Below are 18,518 nucleotides of genomic sequence, written 5' to 3'. Positions count from 1 at the left end.
CGCTCTCAGGCGCGGCCCACCGTGAACAGATGTTCGAGCTTGTCGACCTCCACCTCGATACCGAGACCGGGACCGGTCGGCGCGGAGCCGAAGCCGTTTGACGAGCGTGGAAGATAGCTGGCAACGTGGCCGTCCGTCCAGTCGTTGAAGAACGGAGTCATCAGCAGCGATTCCGGCCGGGTCGTTGCCGCCACATGGCTGGTCGCGGCCGTGATGATGTCGCCGCCCCACATGTCCTCCACCGAGACCGCCATGTTCAGTTCCTGTAGCAGGTCGCGGGCTTTGATCGTGTTAGTGAGGCCGCCAAGCTTGCCGAATTTGAGGTTCACCGATACAGCGTTGGCCTCATACTTGGCGCGATAGATTTCGTCGTGGTTGACGATCGACTCGTCGAGAACGAGTGGAAGCGCTGATCCACGATGCGCGAGGATGCAATCGGCCGTCGAGCGGCAGGGTTGCTCGACATAGACTGCGAGGCCGGCCATGCCTTGGAGTGCGAGCTTCGCTGACGCAAGCGACCAGCCGCCGTTGGAATCGGCCACGATGATCGTCTCGGAATCGCCAGCTTCCACGCTGGCGCGGGTCCGCGCAATATCATCCATGGGGTTGTTGCCGACCTTGAGCTGGAAGCGATTGATGCCGGCGGCCCGCCGTTCGCGAATGAACTCGCCCATGGATTCAGGCGCGGCCAGCGGCACTGCCTCGTAGATTGGAAAGCGGTCGTTGAGTACGCCGCCGATCAGCGCCGAGATCGGCCGGCCGAGCGATTTGCCAAGAATATCCCAGCAAGCGATGTCGATCGGGCTCTTGGCGAATTCCTGCCCCATCAACGTGCCGGCCATGATGCGGTTGACCATTCCGATATTGGTTGGATCTGTACCGATCAGCGCCTCCGAGAGGTCCTTCAGCGCGATCCGAATGCCATCTGGAAAGGTCGGCAGGTAGATCTTGCCGAGTGTCGTGATCTCGCCCCAGCCTTCGAGACCCTGGTCGGTGCGGATGCGGATGACCGTGCCGTCTTCCGTGGCCGCGACACGGTCTCCAGACATGACGTATGTTCCGTGGGCATAGCCGACGGTATACTTGTAGATGTCCACCCCGGTGATTTTCATGGTCTTTCCTTAAGATTGGCGGCTGCGTCTTGCGCAAGCAGTTGCATCAGAATGTCATATTGGGTGCCGGAGATGCGGACTCCGTCGCGCGTTGTGCGCGCCCTGGCGGCGAAGCGCCGTGACGAGGGTAGTCGGGCGCCCTGAGCTGGAATCGCCTCAAGCAGCCGTTCGGCGCTTTTGAAATGCCTGTCGCGTTCCGTGCCCATGAACATGTCGGGCGACAGTGCGATGATCAGTTCACCATGGCAGGGGGCGCCGCCGTCGCCATCATCGAAAGCCTGGGATTGCGGGCTTGTCATATCTCCGACCAGCGGGCCTGCGAGAAGCTCGATCATGGTTGAAAGCGCTGAACCCTTGTGGCCGCCGAATGTCATCTGCGCGCCGGCCATGGCCTCAATCGGGTCGTTGGTCGGATTTCCCTGCCGATCGAGAGCCCAGCCATAGGGAATCGGCTGATTGCGCTGGCGATGAAGTTCGATCTCGCCGCGCGCGACGACGCTGGTCGCGAAGTCGAAGATGTAGGGCAGGTGTCCCGGCCGAGGCCAGCCGAAGGCGAGTGGATTGGTGCCGAACAGCGGCGTCCGGCCGCCGTTTGGCGCGACCCAACTGTGGCTCGGCGTCATGGCGAGCGATACGAGGCCCCGCTCGGCGAGAGCCTCGACCTCCGGCCAGAGTGCGGTGAAATGAAAGCAGCGATTGATCGCCATGGCGGCAACGCCGTGGCTCCGAGCTCTTTCCGTCAAGGCGTCGATCCCCATCGTGAAGGCAAGCGAGGAGAAGCCCATATCGGCATCGACCCTGACGATGGCGGATTGATCTGATTGGATTTTCGGCTTGGCAGCAACATTGACCTTGCCGGCGGCGATGGTCCGCACCAGCCCGGCGAGGCGATAAGTGCCATGTGACGCGCATTCGTCACGTTCAGCGGCGGTGATGACGTCTGCCAGCGCATCGGCATGCGGTTCCGTGAGCCCGTGTCTGACGAGGATGCGCGTGGCCAGGGCTTGGATTTCCTGCAGACTCAGAACGCGGTGTCCTGGGGCTTCCTCTGCCGCGGGCTGGCCTTTGGAGGAGAGGGAGGATGGGCTTATCGCCGTCATTTCGAAACTACCACTGCAATCGGACTTCAGTTGCGCGACCTGCCGGAGGTTCGCACGCCGCTGTGCGCGAGATTTTCGACGAGCTCGTCAGAAATCTGTTGCGCAGGCGATGTGTAGTATGCGAAAGCGAAACGCAAGAGCCGCTTTTCCGAAGGTCGTGCGGAGGCAGGATCTGAAGACGTGCTCGGCAGCTCGCCTTCAGCCCGGCGCTCCATGGCGCCGGCAATAATCAGGGAACCGAAAGAGGGAAGTGATGGAGAATTTTACGGATTTGAAAATAGGGCGGCGTGGCTTTCTGGCGGCGGCTGCGGCAGGAACGGCAGCGCTCGCAGCGCCCGCCTTCATTCGCGATGCGCGTGCAGCATCGGAAATTACGATCATTACCTGGGAAACATATCACGAGGACGCATGGATCGCGGAATGGAGCAAGGCGACCGGCGTCAAGGTCAATGTCGTTCGTGCCGGCTCCAATGACGAGATTTTTGCCCAGACCCAGTCGGGCGCGATCCAGGCCGACGTACTCTATTTCGAGTCGGGTTCCATTCCGCGCTTCAAGGAAGCTGGCCTCATTGTGCCGATTGACGCTTCCAAGCTCCCCAATGCGGTCAACATAACGCCCGGCCTCAAATATCAGGAACGCAACACGGTCGATGGCGATCTCTATGGTGTACCCTATAGTTGGGGAACGCAGCCGTTGATGTTCAACGCGGATGTCGTCACCGAAGGCACCGACAGCTGGGCCGCGCTCTGGGACGAAAAGCATGCCGGCAAAGTCAATCTGTTCGATGATGCCTATATCACCTTCCCGATGATCGCGCTGCAGGCTGGCGTTGCGGATCCCTTCAATCTTTCGGACGAAGACTTCGCCAGGTGCGCCCAAGTGCTCGCCGCCCTTCGTCCACAGGTCCGTACCATCGCGCGCGGCTTCAACGACGCCGCGGCGATCTATGCGGCCGGTGACGCGGTCATCGGTTACTGCAATAACGTTTCCATCGTCTTTAATCTCCAGCGCAAGGGTATGAACTTCAAGTACACCTTCCCCAAGGAAGGTACGCCGACCTGGATCGACAATGCGGTTTTGACCCCGCATGGCGATCGTCCGGAAGTCTATCAGTTCCTCAACGACAACCTGACGCTGGAATGGCAGTCCCGCTTCATCTCCTTGTCACTCAACAACGGCGTACTGACCGACGAGGGCGCCAGACAGGGTGGTGTGAAGGACGATATCCTCGCCAAGACCAACATCATCGATCAGAATCAGCCCAGTTTCTGGGAGAAGATGGTTTTCTTCAAGGCGCCTGAAAGCGTCGATCGTCGCGTCCAGATGTGGAACGACTTCAAGGCTGGAACCCTCTAGTTTCCGGGTGGGGTAACTGACATGCCTGCACGTAACGATGCAATCATCCGGTTCGAGAATGTCGTCAAGCGCTATCCCGGAGCTGCGACTCCAGCGCTTGAGATCGATGAATTTTCAATCGAGCGAGGTGAGTTTTTCTCGATCCTCGGGCCCAGCGGTTCGGGCAAGACGACCGCGCTGCGCCTCATCGCTGGCTTCGAGCAGGCCGATTCCGGCCGCATCTTTCTCGATGGCCAGGATGTAACCGACGTTCCGCCGCACCGGCGGAACGTCAATACCGTGTTCCAGTCCTATGCGCTGTTCCCGCATATGACGTTGCGGCAGAATGTCGAATATCCATTGAGGATGGCAGGGGTCGACAAGGCCGAGCGCAGTCGACGTGTCGCCGAGGCGCTGGAAATGGTGGCGATGGACAAGATGGCGGAGCGCCTGCCGCATCAAGTCAGTGGCGGCCAGCGCCAGCGCGTGGCTCTGGCCCGTGCCTTTGTTGGCCGCCCCAGGGTGCTTTTGCTCGACGAGCCGCTGTCCGCGCTCGATCTCAATCTGCGGCAGCAGATGCAGCATGTGCTGGTCGACCTGCAGCGTAAGATCGGCATTACCTTCATCTATGTTACCCATGACCAGAGCGAAGCGTTGTCGATGTCGAACCGCGTCGCCATAGTCAATGCCGGCAGCATTCAACAGCTCGACAGTCCAGGCGAGATCTATTATGCGCCCAACAGTCGCTTCGTCGCCCAGTTCATTGGCAAGTCCAACCTGATCGCCGCAGAGGCGGCGGGTTCGGCGGATTCCTCGGTGGTCTCGGTGTGTGGCGAAAGCTTCGGCATGGCGGCGGTCCGCCGACCCGGCGCGATAAGCCTTGGCCTGCGGTTCGAGGCGCTGACCATAACTCCCGCCGATCGGCCGTGCCCCGAAGGTGTCGCGCTTAAAGGCCATGTCTCCGACGTTCTGTTTCTTGGCCATACTTGCGAGGTGAAGGCCCGTTGCCGCGACCAGGATTTCATCGCCTTTGCGCCGGCGCGGCGTGGTGCAATCCTTGAGCATGGCCAGCCGGTTTGGCTGTCCTTCAAGCCGGAAGACTGTGTGGTGCTTGATGACTGACGTCGCCCTTGCATCGCGCGCAAACCCGAACACTGGGAGCGCTGTCCCAGCCGTGCTGTGCGGCATTCTCGCGCGAATGTCGCTTTATGCCTGGCTTGCCCTGCTCGTGGTCCTGCCGAATATCCTGCTGATCGGCGTCAGCCTGCTCACCTCGAAGAACGGCGTGACCAATTTCGATCTGACGCTGCAGAATTTTGCGCGCGCGTGGGAATCGTCAGGCGTCTGGGTTCTGCTCTGGCGGACAGTGGCGACCGCCCTGCTGGCCACGGCGATTGCTACGCTGATCGCCTATCCGATGGCCTATTACGCAGCGCGCATTCTTGAGCGCGGCCGGTTCCTGTCGGTCATGCTGGTCGTCATCCCGCTCTGGATCAGCCTGCTGATGCGTGTTTTCGCCTGGCGGGTGATCCTCGGCGAGAGCGGCGTGCTCAACGCCTTCCTGTTGCGGATGGGTCTGATCTCGGAGCCGAGTTCGGCGCTGCTCTACAATTCCTTCGCCGTCTTCCTCACCTTCGTATATGTCTCAATCCCCTTCATCTTCGTCGCTGCATATTCAGCGATCGACCGCATTCCGCCCAGCCTGACGGAGGCGGCCAACGATTGCGGCGCAAGCGGCTTGAGGGCTTTCTTCACCGTCGTATGGCCGCTGTCGCGTCCCGGCACTTCGGTGGGCGTGGCGCTCGCCTTCCTCATGGCGGTCGGCGACTACATCACGCCGTCGATGGTCGGCGGACTGAATGGGACGATGCTCGGAATGGTCATCGCCTCGCAGTTCGGCATTGTCGGCAACTGGCCCTATGGCGCGGCGCTCGCATTGATGCTGCTTGTGACGGTCGCCGTCGTTCTCGCCATCATGTTCAGGACAGCGCGCGTGCCCGGTATCCTGACCGGCGAGACGGGTGGGATGCTGTCAGTACCGGCAGGCGCCAGGAGTGCCGGCAACATTTTATTCCGTTGGCTCGCCTTTGCGCTGTTCTGTCTGCCCTATCTTTTTCTCTATGCGCCACTCGCAATCATCGCGATATTCTCTTTCAACGACGCGACGGTGCAGGTGTTCCCGCTAAGCGGCATGACGTTCCGCTGGTATCAGGAGGTACTGAGCAACACAGCGCTGCTTGCGGCGCTGAACCGGTCGCTCTATGTCGGGCTTCTGGTTCTGTTGATCTCGATCGCCGCCGGAACGGGATTTGCTATCCTGCTCGCCTATGCAAGGCTTTCCTTCGGGAAGCTTTCGGAGCAATTGCTGACGCTGCCGGTCGCCATACCGGGTGTAGTGCTAGGCATCACGCTTGTGCTTGCTTTCCAGTTGCTTCGCATCCCGACAGGTATTCCGCGCGTCGTGCTCGGGCATTGCACATTCGTCATGCCGGTCATCATGCTGACGGTGCTCAGCCGGCTCAGACGGCTGGATCCTGCCTTGGTCGAAGCATCGACCGATCTCGGCGCGTCCTACGCCAAAACGGTTTGGCATGTCGTGTTGCCACTCGTGCGCGGCTCGATCATCGGTGGGGCGTTGCTCGGTTTCACGCTGTCGGTGGACGAGGTGGTGGTCTCGCTCTTCCTGACCGGAACGCAGCCGACGCTGCCGGTCTGGGTGTGGAACCAGATGCGGTTCGGCTTCACTCCCTCCGTCAATGCCATATTCGTCTGCATCGGTATCGGATCGATCATGCTCACCCTCATTGCGCGCCGCTTCCTCGACGCCAAGGGCACCTGACCGCGCTGAATCATCAAGAAGAAAGGAACAAGCATGTCGTCCACCGCTCAAGAGCTCGCCCGGCTGGCCGAAACCATTAGACCGGAAACGAAGGCGTTCATCGATGGCCGCTTTGTCGATTCCGCCAGCGGCAAGTCCTTCGATACAATCAACCCGGCCACCGGCAAGGTCGTTGCCTCGGTCGCCGAAACCGACCGTGAGGACGTGGATCGCGCCGTTGCGGCTGCACGCTCCGCCTTCAACAAGGGCAGTTGGCGCAATCTCGCTCCGCGCGATCGCAAAGTCGCCTTGCTGCGGCTTGCCGATCTGGTCGAGAAGCATCAGGAAGAGTTCGCCGTCCTCGAATGCCTCGACACAGGCAAGCCTGTCCTCGATGCGCTCAATGCCGACGTGCCGGACGCGATTGCCACGCTGCGCTGGCATGCCGAGGCGATAGACAAGATTTATGACGCCGTTTCGCCCACCTCCGCCGATATCGTCTCGATGGTGGTTCGCGAGCCCATCGGCGTCGTCGGCGCTGTCATCCCCTGGAACTTCCCCCTCGCGATTACCGCGGTGAAGATCGGTCCGGTGCTTGCTGGCGGCAACTCCATCGTGATCAAGCCGGCCGAGCAGACGCCGCTCACGGCCCTCAGGCTTGCCGCCCTTGCGGCAGAGGCCGGCATCCCCGATGGTGTGATAAATGTCCTGCCAGGCTATGGCGAGACATCCGGACAGGCGCTCGGCCGCCATCGCGACGTCGATTGCCTGAGCTTCACAGGTTCGACGGAAGTGGGTGGCTATTTCCTCAAATATGCCGCTGAATCCAATCTCAAGCGCGTGCTGCTGGAACTGGGGGGCAAGAGCCCTGTCATCGTCATGGACGATATCGACGATCTAGGTCCTGTCGTGGAACAGATCGCTCTTGGCATCCTGTTCTCCCAGGGCGAGAACTGCAGTGCAGGCTCTCGGCTGCTGGTTCATGCCGGCATGAAGGACCGTCTGCTCGAAGCCGTCATCGAGAATTTCAAGACGTGGAAGGTTGGCGATCCCTTTGCTGAAGACACCAAGATGGGCGCCATGATCGAGCAGAAGCACATGGAGCGGGTGTTGGGCTATATCGAGGCCGGCAAGCGCGAGGGCGCGTTGGTCGCGCTCGGTGGCAACCGTATCCTCGAACAGACCGGCGGCTACTTCATCGAGCCGACCGTGTTCGATGGCGTCGCCAACAGCATGACCATTGCCCAGGAGGAAATTTTCGGCCCCGTGCTGTCGACCATCACGTTCAATGACGTCGAGGAAGCGGTCGCGATCGCGAACGACACGAAATATGGTCTGGCCGCGCAGCTCTATACCAACAATCTGCACATCGCCCATAAGGTCTCCCGCGCCATCCGCGCCGGAACGGTCTCGGTCAACTGCTTCTCGGAAGGCGATCAGGCCGTGCCATTCGGCGGTTACAAGCAGTCGGGCTTTGGCGGGCGCGAAAAATCCATGCTGGCGCATGACCAGTATCTCCAGTTCAAGACGATCTGGATGCAATTGAGGTAGGCAATGACGGATATGGGGAAGAACTCAAACTACGACTATATCGTCGTCGGCGCGGGGTCGGCCGGCTGCGTGGTCGCCAACCGCCTGACCGAGGACGGCACGCGCAGCGTGCTGCTGCTCGAGGCGGGACCACGCGACGGCTCGATCATCATGCGGATGCCGGCGGCACTGGGCCTGCCACTCGAAAGCACGAAGTACAACTGGGCCTACAAGAGCGAGCCCGAGCCCGGACTGAATGGGCGAATAAGCGACCAGCATCGCGGCCGGGTGCTGGGCGGCTCGTCATCTATCAACGGCATGGTTTTCGTGCGGGGCAACCCGCTCGATTACGAAGGTTGGGCGGCGAGGGGATTGCCGAAGTGGTCCTATGCGCATGTCCTGCCTTACTTCAAGAAGATGGAAACCTTCGAGAAGGGCGGTAACGAATACCGTGGTGCGACTGGCCCGCTGCATGTGCACCAATGCCGTGCCGAAAACCCGCTCTACGAGGCCTTTCTTGCTGCAGGGCAGGATTTCGGCCTGCCGCTCAGCACCGACCAAAACGGCTTCCAGCAGGAGGGCGTCAACCGCGCCCAAGCCTCGGTTCGCAACGGCGTCCGCGAGAGCACGGCAGTTGCCTATCTGCGTCCGGCCGAGGGGCGGCGCAATCTCGCCATCGTGACCGGTGCGACCGTGACGCGGCTGATCATGGATGGCAGCACAATACAGGGTGTCGAATACGAGATTGGCGGTGTCGTGAAAAAGGCGATGGCCGGAAAGGAAGTTGTGCTGAGCGCCGGTGCGTTCGATACTCCCAAGATACTGATGCTCTCCGGCATCGGCGATACCGATACGCTCAAGGCGCATGACATCGCGTGCAGGGTCCATCTACCCGGTGTTGGCCGGGATCTCCAGGACCATGTCGCCGTGGCTATCCAGTATACGACAACCAAGTCGGTGTCGCCGACAAAACAGCTCTCGAAATTGGGGCGGCCTTTCGTCGGGTTGCGCTGGCTGTTGACCAAGGCCGGGCTCGGCGCGAGCAACTATTTCGAAGTCGGAGCATTTTTCCGTGGCAATGACACGGTGTCCTATCCGAACATTGAGCACGAATTCCTCCCGATGATCGGCGAATTCTATCGTGGCGAGGCGAGGGTGCTCGACGGCTTTCAGTATTTCACCAGTGTCATGCGTCCCAAGAGCCGCGGTCGCGTCTCGCTCCGCTCTGCCGATCCGAAGGCCGCCCCGAAAATCGAGATCGGCTTCTTGACCGAGGATGCCGATCTCAACGAGATGATCGAGGGTGTGAAAAAGACACGCGAGATCATCCGCCAGAAGTCGTGGGATCCGCTTCGCGGACGGGAGGTCACGCCCAGCGCTGACATTTCTTCCGACAAGGATCTTGCTGCCTGGATTCGTCAGAATGCCGGAACCGCTTACCACCCCGTCGCGACCTGCCGGATGGGCAACGACGAGATGGCTGTGACCGATCAAGACGGCTGCGTACACGGCGTGAGCGGGTTGCGCATCGCCGATGCGTCACTGATGCCGGCGCTGACGACGGGCAATACCAATGCGCCAACGATCATGATCGGCGAGAAGATCGCCGACGCCATTCTCGGCCGGCAACTGCCGCCGCAGAACTCCTCCTTTTATACCGGCCGGCATTGAAGCCGGCCGCCGTGTGAGTTCCACGAGCTCGCGATAAAGGGGACTGACGATTTCAAGGGCGTCCAGTCGCATGAAATCCTGCGCGATGACTTTAGCATGTTTTCCTTTTTGCGGCTCGGGCCGGAATCGAATGGTCTCCATACGCTTGTTGTATTGCGGTGATATACTCAATCCATCCGGTCATTCGCGCGTTATCGTCCGGAACGCCTCCGCCAACCTCCTGACAGCCACCTCGATCTCGGCCGGCGTGTAGGCGGCAAAGCCCATCAGGAAGCCGGCTTGCGGATCGTTGGCAGCATGGAGCGCCGACAGGCCGAGGATGTCGATCCCCACTCGTCGCGCGGCATCGATGGCCGCGCGCTCGGATAGATCGGCGGTCAGGACGCACGGCATCTGCAGGCCGCCGGCCGGAATGCGCGGCTCGATGAAATCCGCCAGGTGTCTGCCCACTTGGCCGGCCAGCACGTCGAGGCGTTCGGCATAGATGCCGCGCATGCTGCGGACGTGCGCGCCGAAATGCCCGCCTTCCATGAAGCGGGCAAGCGTCAATTGCGCCATGGGCGCCGTATGTCCATCCAGCAATGTGCGTGCGACGGTCATCGGCTTCACAAGCTGCGGCGGCAGCACGACATAACCGATCCGCAGACCCGGAAACAGCGACTTGGTGAAGGTGCCGATATAGATCGTCCGGTCGTGCGGATCGAGACCCTGCACGCAGGCCGTCGGCTTGCCGGCATAATGGAATTCGCTGTCGTAATCGTCCTCCATGATCCAGGCCTGATGCCGGGCCGCCCATTCGATCAGGGCAAGACGGCGCTCGAGCGCCAGCGTCGTGCCGGTGGGGAACTGGTGGGAAGGCGTCAGGTAGACCGCCCTTGCCGGCGGCGCGGCCATGATCTGCTCGACTATGAGAGGTCGCCGCCAGGCATCAGTGTCGGTCCGGAAAGAAGTTGCGTAATCTGAGTCGGTTATGATTCCCTGGCTTTGAGATGATTCTTTTCGGGCAAGGCAGCGATGTGGACGACAGCGAACCGTGGAAAATACAAGCGCGATGGATTGCGCTATCCGAGTGATCTGACGGATGCGGAATGGGCTCTGGTGGAGCCGTTGATCCCTCCAGCCAAGCGTGGCGGGCGCCGACGTGAGGTCAATGTTCGCGAGGTCGTCAACGGCCTGCTGTATGTGCTGAGCACGGGCTGCCAGTGGCGCGCCGTTCCGAAAGACCTGCCGGCCAAGAGCACGTTGTTCGACTATTTCGACCTTTGGAACTGGGACGGCACACTCGGCCGTCTTCACGATGAACTCTATGTGAAATGCCGCGAGGCGATGGATCGTGAGGCCAGTCCCACCGCCTGCATCATCGATAGCCAGAGCGTTAAAAGCGCCGAAAAAGGGGGATCTGCATCGACCCGAGCGGGTATGATGCGGGCAAGAAGATCAAGGGCAAGAAGCGCCACATCCTCGTCGATACGGTAGGGCTGCTGCTTCATGCCCTGGTTCACCCGGCCGACATCCAGGATCGTGACGGTGGCGTGCTGGTCTTGAAGACGCTGTTTGGGAGGTACCCGTTCCTGAAAAGGCTGTTCGCCGATGGCGGCTATCAGGGACCTGTCTTTGCCAAGGGGCAGAAGAAGGCCATGCCGGGCCTTGCGACCGAAATCGTCAAGCGCTCCGATACTGCCAAAGGCTTCGAGGTCTTGCCGAGACGTTGGGTGGTTGAGAGGACCTTCGCGTGGCTGGGACGTTGCCGCAGGCTGGCCAAGGACTTCGAAAACATGTCACGCAACGCACTCGCCTTCCTCAAATTGGCATCCATTCGCCTCATGCTGAGAAGGCTCTGTTCAAACTGAATAACTTTCCGGACCGACTCTTAGAAAGCAGGCACGCTGATGCGGGCGGCGAACATCCTCCATCTCGGCATAAAGGAACTGCGCGGCCTTTTGCGCGATCCGGTGCTTCTGGTGCTGATTGTCTACGCTTTCACGGCTGCGATCTACACGGCCTCCAAGGCGATGCCGGAAACGCTCAACCGGGCGCCGATCGCCATCGTTGACGAGGACCGCTCGGCCGTGTCGACGCGTATCGCCAGCGCCTTCTATCCGCCATATTTCCTGGCGCCGTCGCTCATTTCAATTGAGGAAATGGACAGCCGCATGGATGCCGGCCTCGACACGTTCGCTCTCGACATTCCGCCGAATTTTCAGCGCGATCTCCTCGCCGGCCGCGCGCCGACCCTCCAGCTCAACATAGATGCGACACGCATGTCGCAAGCCTTCACCGGCGGGGGATATGTGCAGTCGATCGTCTCTGGCGAGGTCGGCGAATTCCTAGCCGGCCATCGTGCGCAAACCGTCCTGCCGGTCGCCCTTGATCTGCGCGCCCGGTTCAACCCCGAGCTCAACAAGGGATGGTTCGGCGCGATCAGCGACGTCATCACCTCGATCACCATGCTGTCGATCGTGCTGACTGGTGCTGCGCTCATCCGCGAGCGAGAGCACGGCACCATCGAGCACCTCCTGGTCATGCCGGTGACCGCGTTCGAGATCATGATGAGCAAGGTCCTGGCGATGAGCCTTGTGGTTCTGACGGCCGCCACTTTTTCCCTTGTGTTTGTGGTTGAAGGTTTGCTTGCCGTGCCGGTCAACGGCTCGATAATCCTATTCCTGGCCGGCGCCGCGCTCGACATCTTCGCCATGACCTGCCTCGGCATCTTCCTTGCCACCATAGCCGGCTCAATGCCGCAATTCGGACTATTGCTGATGATGGTGCTGATGCCGTTGCAACTGCTATCTGGCGGCGTCACCCCTCGCGAAAGCATGCCGGAGGTCATCCAGTTCATCATGCTTGCTGCACCCAACACGCATTTTGTCATGTTAGCGCAGTCCGTTCTCTTTCGGGGGGCAGGACTCGATGTGGTTTGGCCGCAGCTCCTGGCGATGCTCATCATCGGAGTGGCGCTGTTCGTCTTCTCGCTTAGCCAGTTCCGGCGCTATCTTCGAGAGTGAGTTCTTCCTGAACCGCGGCGTCTCTCGGTTCATGGGGTGGCGACGTCATTGCCTATGGAGGGCCATCGCGCGCGACTAACGCCAACTACCTGCCGTGCCGTCGTCATCAATGGCGGTTTTGCCAGGTGGCGAAGGCGAAAGCCGCTCATCGCGATCGATGGTCACTGCGCTTCAGGATTATTTCGCGATTCCCGCCGCGCCGGAAGATACACTGTACTGATCCACCCTTTTGATCATGATCAATGTCAGTGGCGCCCGACGACATGTAAATTCGATCTTCTAGCATCAAAGTTCGAGCGGCCACCATGGCGAGATATTCCTCCAAGCATCTGGAGCAGCGCGAAGCGAAGTATAGGCAAATCCTCGTCCACCAACAGCAGCAGCTGCAAACGCGTCTGGCAAAGATTGAGGATGATTTTTAACAGCCTCGGAACCGAGACGACGATGATCGTGCCGTAGAACGCAACAACGACGAGGTGCTAGAGGAGCTGGCAAAGACCGGGCAAAAGGAGCTTTTGCCATAGAAGCCGCCCTTGATCGGATGAAAGAGGGCGCCTTCGGTTTATGCGTCAAGTGCGGCCGCGCGATAAGTGATGAACGGATTGATGTCGTCCCGCACACGCCGTTTTGTCAGGCTTGCGCGCGTTCGCTCCAACTTCGCTAGAGCATTCATCGCCTCGTCATTGGCAATTCCGGTGTGTGGGTGCCGAACCTCTGTTGGTTAGGCTGAAAGTAGATCTAGGATAGAATCCCCTGTTGACGGCTCGATCCATCGAGGTACGAATCGGAATTCGGTCGGGACCGATGAAAAATTGCGGGTGATGACAGCCAGGTCAATGGTTATCCACCGGAGCGGACAACATTCGAGATAGCTTCCAGCACTTCCAGCATTCGCGGCAGATAATTCGTGACCGTACTGGTGCGGCTCGAAGGTGCAGAGGGCGCCGGATCACGGTTGTAGAAGCATGAGTGAGTGGCGTGTCTTTCGCGCCCCAAACCATGCTGAATGATTTCAAGAGGCGGATGAGGTGGGATCACTGCATGAATGACCCTTATGAGACACTCGGTGTAGCTCGTACTGCGACCGACAAGGAAATCAGGGACGCGTTTAAGAAACTAGCACGCAAGTTTCACCCTGATCTGCATCCGGACGACAAGACGGCTGAGGATAGATTCAAGGCGATCTCGGCGGCAAACGACCTGCTCAAGGACAAGGACAAGCGTCGGCGGTTCGATGCAGGCGAGATAGATGCCAGTGGTGCGGAAAAAGCCCAGCAGCGCTACTACCGCGATTTCGCCGATGGATCACACCGCGGCTCCCACGCAGCGCAGGATGGCTTTGCCAGCAATGATGATCTGGAGGATTTCCTGGCGCGCGCTTTTGGCGGGGGCGCGCAGCGGGCACAGGGCACATTCCGGGCGCGAGGACAGGATGTGAGTTATGTACTGCCAGTTAGCTTCATGAACGCGGTCAATGGCGCCGTTCGCACCATCACATTGCCCGAAGGAAAGACGCTGAGTGTGTCGATCCCGGAGGGCGCAGCCGACCGGCAGATGTTACGGCTGAAAGGCCAAGGCATGCCCGGCTTTGGCGGCGGGCCGGCAGGTGACGCCTTTGTTGAATTGCATATCGAACCGCACCCGTTCTTCCATCGCAAGGATGACAATATCCATGTAGACGTACCCGTCACGCTAAAAGAAGCGACACTTGGCGCACGAATCACCGTGCCGACGATCAATGGCCCGGTCTCGATGAAGATTCCGAAAGGCGCAAACACCGGTCAGACGCTGCGACTGCGTGACAAGGGAGTTCTCGACCGCAAATCCGGCAATCGCGGACATCAGCTCATCACCCTGAAAGTCGTACTGCCTGCTGGCGAGGAGCCCGAGTTGGCAAAATTTCTGGAGAGTTGGCAGCCGAAGAACGTGGATGAGCCCCGCAAGGAGATGCTGAAATGATGCGCGTTGATGAAATTGTCGAGCAGATAAGTGATCTTCAGCGAAACGATCTCGACGCGTGGATCCGGGAGGCATTGATCTCGCCCCAGGAAGATGGCGGAGATTTGGTGTTTTCGGAGATGGAATACGCACGTATCCGGCTGATCTGCACCCTGCATTATGATTTGGAGGTCAACGCAGATTCTCTCCCGATCGTAGTCTCCTTGGTCGATCAGCTCCACCAGGCGCGCCAACGCCTGTTGAAACTGACAGCTGCTGTGGTCACACAGGATAAGTCGGTGCAGGCGGCAATTCTTGAGGCATTTGAGCTAAGCAATACTGATGAACAGAGTTAGTTGCCGTGGCTGCTTAATCGAGGCTCCCCCTCACAGTTCCATAAAATAGGCGTTATGCCACGCGTGCGATGTCGCTTGGATGATTTCGTGCTCGTAGCCACGCTGACAAGCGATCCCTTAAACAACGACTTGGGAGGAAATCTTCCGGCGCCCGTGCAGCACGCGGATGATTTCGACTGCGCTGCCAGTGAGCCGGTAAAGAGTTAGATACTCGCCTGAGACCAGATGCCGAATACCCGGGGCAATGTCGTCGCGCGCCATTCCCGAGTACGGATGTCGTGCGAGATGCTGCCAGCGCGCCTCAATTGCATCGAGAACTCGATCAGCTGCGACTATGTTTTCAACGGCAATGTAGGACCATATTTCGATCAGGTCCTCATCGGCACGATCCGTGCGGACAATAGAAAGCACATTTAGCTTTCGCGTTGTGAAGATTCAAAGCGACGGCGCGCGGCAGCTTTCACCTCTGCCATCGTAGACCGCGAACTCGGACCGCTGTCGATGCCTTCATGAACAAGCGCTCGCAGATCCTCGACTGTATAACCAAGCAAATCCCGTCTTTCCTTCCACTCACGCACGGCGTCGCGGATGGCTTCGCTAGTCGACGCATATTCGCCAGCATCGACCGCGCTTCGCACAAATCCCGCCATCTCAGGCGTCAATGCAATGGTAATCTTTTCAACCGTCGTCATCGTAAAAGCCTTTTTCTCTTCACGTCCATGGTATGCGATTAGCGTACCGGAGGCAAGATGCCGATATGTCCAGCTCGGGCAACTACTTGATTCTCTTCCGCGTCGGCTTGCCGGCCGAGGTGGCCCGCGGTTCGAATCTCATCAAGGCGCTAAATTTGGAGTTGTGATATTCCAATAGTCCTGCGGCTTTAGCCGCTACCAACCTTCCCGACAGCAACTGACTGATTGAACTAGCAGCCTTGCCGTGCGGAGAGAACCGTGACCCAGAAGCAGAGCCCCGCGCGGTGCCGGGCTCTGCCTACAACGCTTTTATGGGCTCGCGTGTCCCAGGTCTTTCGCGATGCGAAGGAATTCCTGAAACTGCTCCTCCGGCACAAAGGACCCGCCGGTCGTCCAAACGACATGTGTTGCTCGGGCGAGGTGCTCATCAACCCGCCGCCGCCTACAGAACTCTTTACCCTGAGCATGCCGGACAATGAAATCCGGACCGGCGAAGCCTGCAGCGGCGGACGGTTCGAGGCGTAGGTTCTGGCTCTCGTGCGCTTTCAAAAGCCACTTGAACAGTGAGGCGTCGTCGACGGTGAACACGCCTGCCAACATCTCCCGCATGACGGCGGCGACGAAGGCAGACATGCGGGCGACTGCCATGCCATCCGCCTCCGTCCGGTTTGTGAGGCCGACATCATACACGGAGACAAGCTCCTCGGAGCCGCTCAGGAGATGAACGAGGGCACAAGGCGATTGAACCGGCTCCACGAAGAAGCAATGCACATTGTCTCCGAAGACCGTCTTGGCGCCGTATGCTACGCCGCCCGGCGCGCCGCCGATTCCGCACGGCAGGTAGAGAAACAGGGGATGCTCAGCATCGACCTTGACGCCATTGGCCTGTAGCTGCTCGGCAAGCTCTAGCGCCGCGACGCTGTAGCCGAGGAAAAGGTGCCTGGATTGCTCATCGTCGACGAAATAGATCGTCGGATCGCGCTCCGCGACGATACGGGCATTTTCGACGGCTGTCGTATAGTCGGCCGAGTGCTTGATAACCTCTACCCCGAGCCGTTGCAGCCGCTCCACCTTCCAGGGCTTGGCGTCGGAGGACATGTGAACCGTCGCGCTAAAACCGAGGGCGCGAGCAGCAACCCCGACACTGAGTCCGAGATTGCCGGTGCTGCCGACAGCGATGGTGTGGCGCGAGAAGAACGCTCTCGCGTCGGCTTCGGCGAGGCGGCGGATGTCCTCTCCGTCCTGCAGGAGACCTTCCCGTATCGCGAGTTGTTCGGCGAGGAGGAAGACCTCGTAGACGCCGCCGCGTGCCTTGATCGAGCCGGCAACGGGAAGGGCGTTGTCTGCCTTCACAAAGATGGTGCCGAAATCAGCGCTGTCATAGCCGAGTGCGTCACGCATCTCGTCCAGCAGGACAAGATCGGAGCGGATTTCGCCCTTTGCAGGTTTCAGTTCAGGAAAACAGGCCTCGAGTAGGGAAGCCAGCCTCCGCCAGTTAGCATGTGCCTCGTCTATATCCGACGGCCGTACGGGAAGCGAGGCGTCCCCAATCGCATTGTCCTTATAGTTCGGGTTGATCCAGAGCGTCGGGCGGGCTGCAAGCAAATCGGCTCGGGATGGATTGTCGGGTAGTTGGATAGCCATGTTGTGATCCTGTCTGGGGAGGGGAGGCTGTGCATATCCCGGTTGATTGGGTCAGGCGTATCGCGCGACTGCAAGGTCCCTGGCGTCGATCTCGGGCGCCTTGCCGGAGACGAGGTCGGCGACGACGCGGGCGGAGCCCGAGCTCATGGTCCAGCCGAGCGTGCCGTGGCCAGTGTTGAGGAAGAGGCCGGTGACCTTGGTCGGGCCGATGACTGGCGTGCCATCCGGCGTCATCGGTCGAAGGCCCGACCAGAAGCTTGCCTTCGACACATCACCACCCGGGAAGAGGTCGGTGACGGAGTGCTGCAGGGTCAGGCGGCGGCGCTCGCCGAGATCGTTGGTGTAGCCGGAGATTTCCGCCATGCCGCCGACGCGGATGCGGTCGCCGAGGCGCGTGATGGCGATCTTGTATGTCTCGTCCATCACGGTGGATTCCGGTGCGCGCGAGGCGTCGGTGATTGGGATGGTCAGCGAATAGCCTTTGACCGGATAGACCGGCAGGCGAATGCCGTGCGGGCGTACCAGGAGCGGCGAGAAGCTGCCGAGCGCGACGACAACGGCATCGGCATCGAGCGTGCCATGGGCGGTGACGACGCCGCGGATGCGGCCGCCTTCCACATCCAGGCCGCGGATGATGCTACCGAATCTAAAGGTGACGCCGAGCGCCGCGGCCTTTGTGGCCAGCACATTGGAGAATTTGAAGCAGTCGCCCGTCTCGTCCTTCGGCGTCAGGAGGCCGCCGCCAATCTTCTCGCGCACGTGCTTCAGTGCGGGTTCGACGCGGATGCAGCCCTCGGGATCGAGCACTTCGTAGGGAATGCCGTCGGCGGCGAGCGCCTTGACGTCCTTGGCGGAGGCATCGAGCTGAGCCTCGGTGCGGAAAAGTTGCAGCGTCCCCTGCATGCGCTCGTCATAGGCAATACCCGTCTCTTCGCGCAGCGCCGCCAGCGAAATGCGGCTGTAATCGGCAAGGCGCAGCATGCGGCTTTTGTTGAGCGCATAGCGGGCGGAGGTGCAGTTGCGCAGCATCTGCGTCATCCAGGACAGCATCGCCATGTCGACCTTGGGCCGCAGGATCAGCGGCGCGTGCTGCATGAACAGCCATTTCATCGCCTTCACGGGAATGCCAGGCGCGGCCCAGGGCGAGCAATAGCCGAAGGAGACCTCGCCGGCATTGGCGAAGCTCGTTTCCAGCGCCGGGCCGGGCTGGCGATCGACGACCGTGACCTCATGCCCCGCTTTGGCAAGCTGGTAGGCGGAGGTGACGCCGATGATGCCGGCGCCGAGAACGATAACTTTCATGGTTTACCCGAGAT

At 60.2% G+C, this 18,518-nt stretch carries 15 protein-coding genes and 2 pseudogenes; 10 read left to right on the top strand and 7 right to left on the bottom strand.

The window, feature by feature from the left end:
- Positions 1–5: 5 nt before the first annotated feature.
- Both ShzoTeo12_RS27405 and ShzoTeo12_RS27400 read right to left on the bottom strand, forming a co-directional pair.
- Complete coding sequence (locus ShzoTeo12_RS27405; RefSeq protein ID WP_130521225.1) at positions 6–1,112, bottom strand: mandelate racemase/muconate lactonizing enzyme family protein; 1,107 nt, start codon at positions 1,110–1,112, stop codon at positions 6–8.
- Positions 1,109–2,212 carry an Ldh family oxidoreductase gene (locus ShzoTeo12_RS27400; protein ID WP_130521227.1) on the bottom strand — a complete coding sequence of 368 codons (1,104 nt, stop codon included), beginning with the start codon at positions 2,210–2,212 and terminating at the stop codon, positions 1,109–1,111. The genes ShzoTeo12_RS27405 and ShzoTeo12_RS27400 overlap by 4 nt, the downstream gene beginning before the upstream one ends.
- Before the next feature lie 253 nt (positions 2,213–2,465).
- On the opposite strand from ShzoTeo12_RS27400, the gene ShzoTeo12_RS27395 reads away from it, so the two are divergent.
- From ShzoTeo12_RS27395 to ShzoTeo12_RS27375, 5 genes are read left to right on the top strand one after another with little or no spacing between them, the layout of a single operon-like run.
- On the top strand, positions 2,466–3,569 hold the full coding sequence (locus ShzoTeo12_RS27395) for an extracellular solute-binding protein (protein WP_130521229.1): 1,104 nt from the start codon (positions 2,466–2,468) through the stop codon (positions 3,567–3,569).
- A gap of 21 nt (positions 3,570–3,590) precedes the next feature.
- A complete protein-coding gene (locus ShzoTeo12_RS27390) occupies positions 3,591–4,670 on the top strand; it encodes an ABC transporter ATP-binding protein (protein ID WP_318914424.1) in 1,080 nt (359 codons plus the stop codon).
- Entirely contained in the window at positions 4,663–6,387 is a 1,725-nt protein-coding gene (locus ShzoTeo12_RS27385; protein WP_130521233.1) for an ABC transporter permease subunit, read from the top strand. Before ShzoTeo12_RS27390 ends, ShzoTeo12_RS27385 begins: the two co-directional genes overlap by 8 nt.
- Before the next feature lie 33 nt (positions 6,388–6,420).
- Positions 6,421–7,917, top strand: a complete 1,497-nt coding sequence (locus ShzoTeo12_RS27380) for an aldehyde dehydrogenase (protein WP_130521235.1) — start codon at positions 6,421–6,423, stop codon at positions 7,915–7,917.
- Between the two features lie 3 nt (positions 7,918–7,920).
- Positions 7,921–9,567 (top strand): choline dehydrogenase, encoded by a 1,647-nt coding sequence (locus tag ShzoTeo12_RS27375; RefSeq protein WP_299847703.1) that lies wholly within the window; start codon positions 7,921–7,923, stop codon positions 9,565–9,567.
- A gap of 180 nt (positions 9,568–9,747) precedes the next feature.
- On the opposite strand, the pseudogene ShzoTeo12_RS27370 reads toward ShzoTeo12_RS27375, so the two are convergent.
- Positions 9,748–10,479: pseudogene (locus tag ShzoTeo12_RS27370) on the bottom strand (PLP-dependent aminotransferase family protein); the annotation flags it as partial.
- Between the two features lie 102 nt (positions 10,480–10,581).
- On the opposite strand from ShzoTeo12_RS27370, the gene ShzoTeo12_RS27365 reads away from it, so the two are divergent.
- The 5 genes and pseudogenes from ShzoTeo12_RS27365 (at position 10,582) to ShzoTeo12_RS27345 (ending at position 14,866) form a co-directional block, all read left to right on the top strand.
- A protein-coding gene (locus ShzoTeo12_RS27365; RefSeq protein ID WP_130521628.1) for an IS5 family transposase occupies positions 10,582–11,417 on the top strand; the annotation gives its coding sequence in 2 pieces (ribosomal slippage) (positions 10,582–10,969 and positions 10,969–11,417; 837 coding nt in all).
- Positions 11,418–11,456: 39 nt separating this feature from the next.
- Entirely contained in the window at positions 11,457–12,572 is a 1,116-nt protein-coding gene (locus tag ShzoTeo12_RS27360; RefSeq protein WP_318914423.1) for an ABC transporter permease, read from the top strand.
- A gap of 305 nt (positions 12,573–12,877) precedes the next feature.
- Positions 12,878–13,236: pseudogene (locus ShzoTeo12_RS27355) on the top strand (TraR/DksA family transcriptional regulator).
- A gap of 377 nt (positions 13,237–13,613) precedes the next feature.
- The gene (locus tag ShzoTeo12_RS27350) at positions 13,614–14,531 is read left to right on the top strand and encodes a DnaJ C-terminal domain-containing protein (protein WP_130521242.1); all 918 of its coding nucleotides are present in this window, start codon (positions 13,614–13,616) and stop codon (positions 14,529–14,531) included.
- Positions 14,528–14,866 (top strand): chaperone modulator CbpM, encoded by a 339-nt coding sequence (locus tag ShzoTeo12_RS27345; RefSeq protein ID WP_130521244.1) that lies wholly within the window; start codon positions 14,528–14,530, stop codon positions 14,864–14,866. The genes ShzoTeo12_RS27350 and ShzoTeo12_RS27345 overlap by 4 nt, the downstream gene beginning before the upstream one ends.
- Before the next feature lie 117 nt (positions 14,867–14,983).
- Here the strand turns inward: ShzoTeo12_RS27345 and ShzoTeo12_RS27340 are convergent, their stop codons facing one another.
- The 4 genes from ShzoTeo12_RS27340 to ShzoTeo12_RS27325 form a co-directional block, all read right to left on the bottom strand.
- Entirely contained in the window at positions 14,984–15,277 is a 294-nt protein-coding gene (locus ShzoTeo12_RS27340) for a type II toxin-antitoxin system RelE/ParE family toxin (RefSeq protein WP_130521246.1), read from the bottom strand.
- Positions 15,278–15,279: 2 nt separating this feature from the next.
- The gene (locus tag ShzoTeo12_RS27335; protein ID WP_130521248.1) at positions 15,280–15,558 is read right to left on the bottom strand and encodes a type II toxin-antitoxin system ParD family antitoxin; all 279 of its coding nucleotides are present in this window, start codon (positions 15,556–15,558) and stop codon (positions 15,280–15,282) included.
- Between the two features lie 309 nt (positions 15,559–15,867).
- Positions 15,868–17,202, bottom strand: coding sequence for a D-serine ammonia-lyase (locus ShzoTeo12_RS27330; RefSeq protein WP_130521250.1), 1,335 nt, complete (start codon positions 17,200–17,202; stop codon positions 15,868–15,870).
- 51 nt (positions 17,203–17,253) lie between these two features.
- Positions 17,254–18,504, bottom strand: a complete 1,251-nt coding sequence (locus tag ShzoTeo12_RS27325) for a D-amino acid dehydrogenase (RefSeq protein WP_130521252.1) — start codon at positions 18,502–18,504, stop codon at positions 17,254–17,256.
- Between the last annotated feature and the right edge of the window lie 14 nt (positions 18,505–18,518).

This window comes from Shinella zoogloeoides (assembly GCF_033705735.1).
Classification (GTDB): Bacteria; Pseudomonadota; Alphaproteobacteria; order Rhizobiales; family Rhizobiaceae; genus Shinella; species Shinella zoogloeoides_A.
The sequence above is the reverse complement of the archived record's forward strand: the minus strand, read 5'-3'. Positions and strand labels throughout refer to the sequence as shown.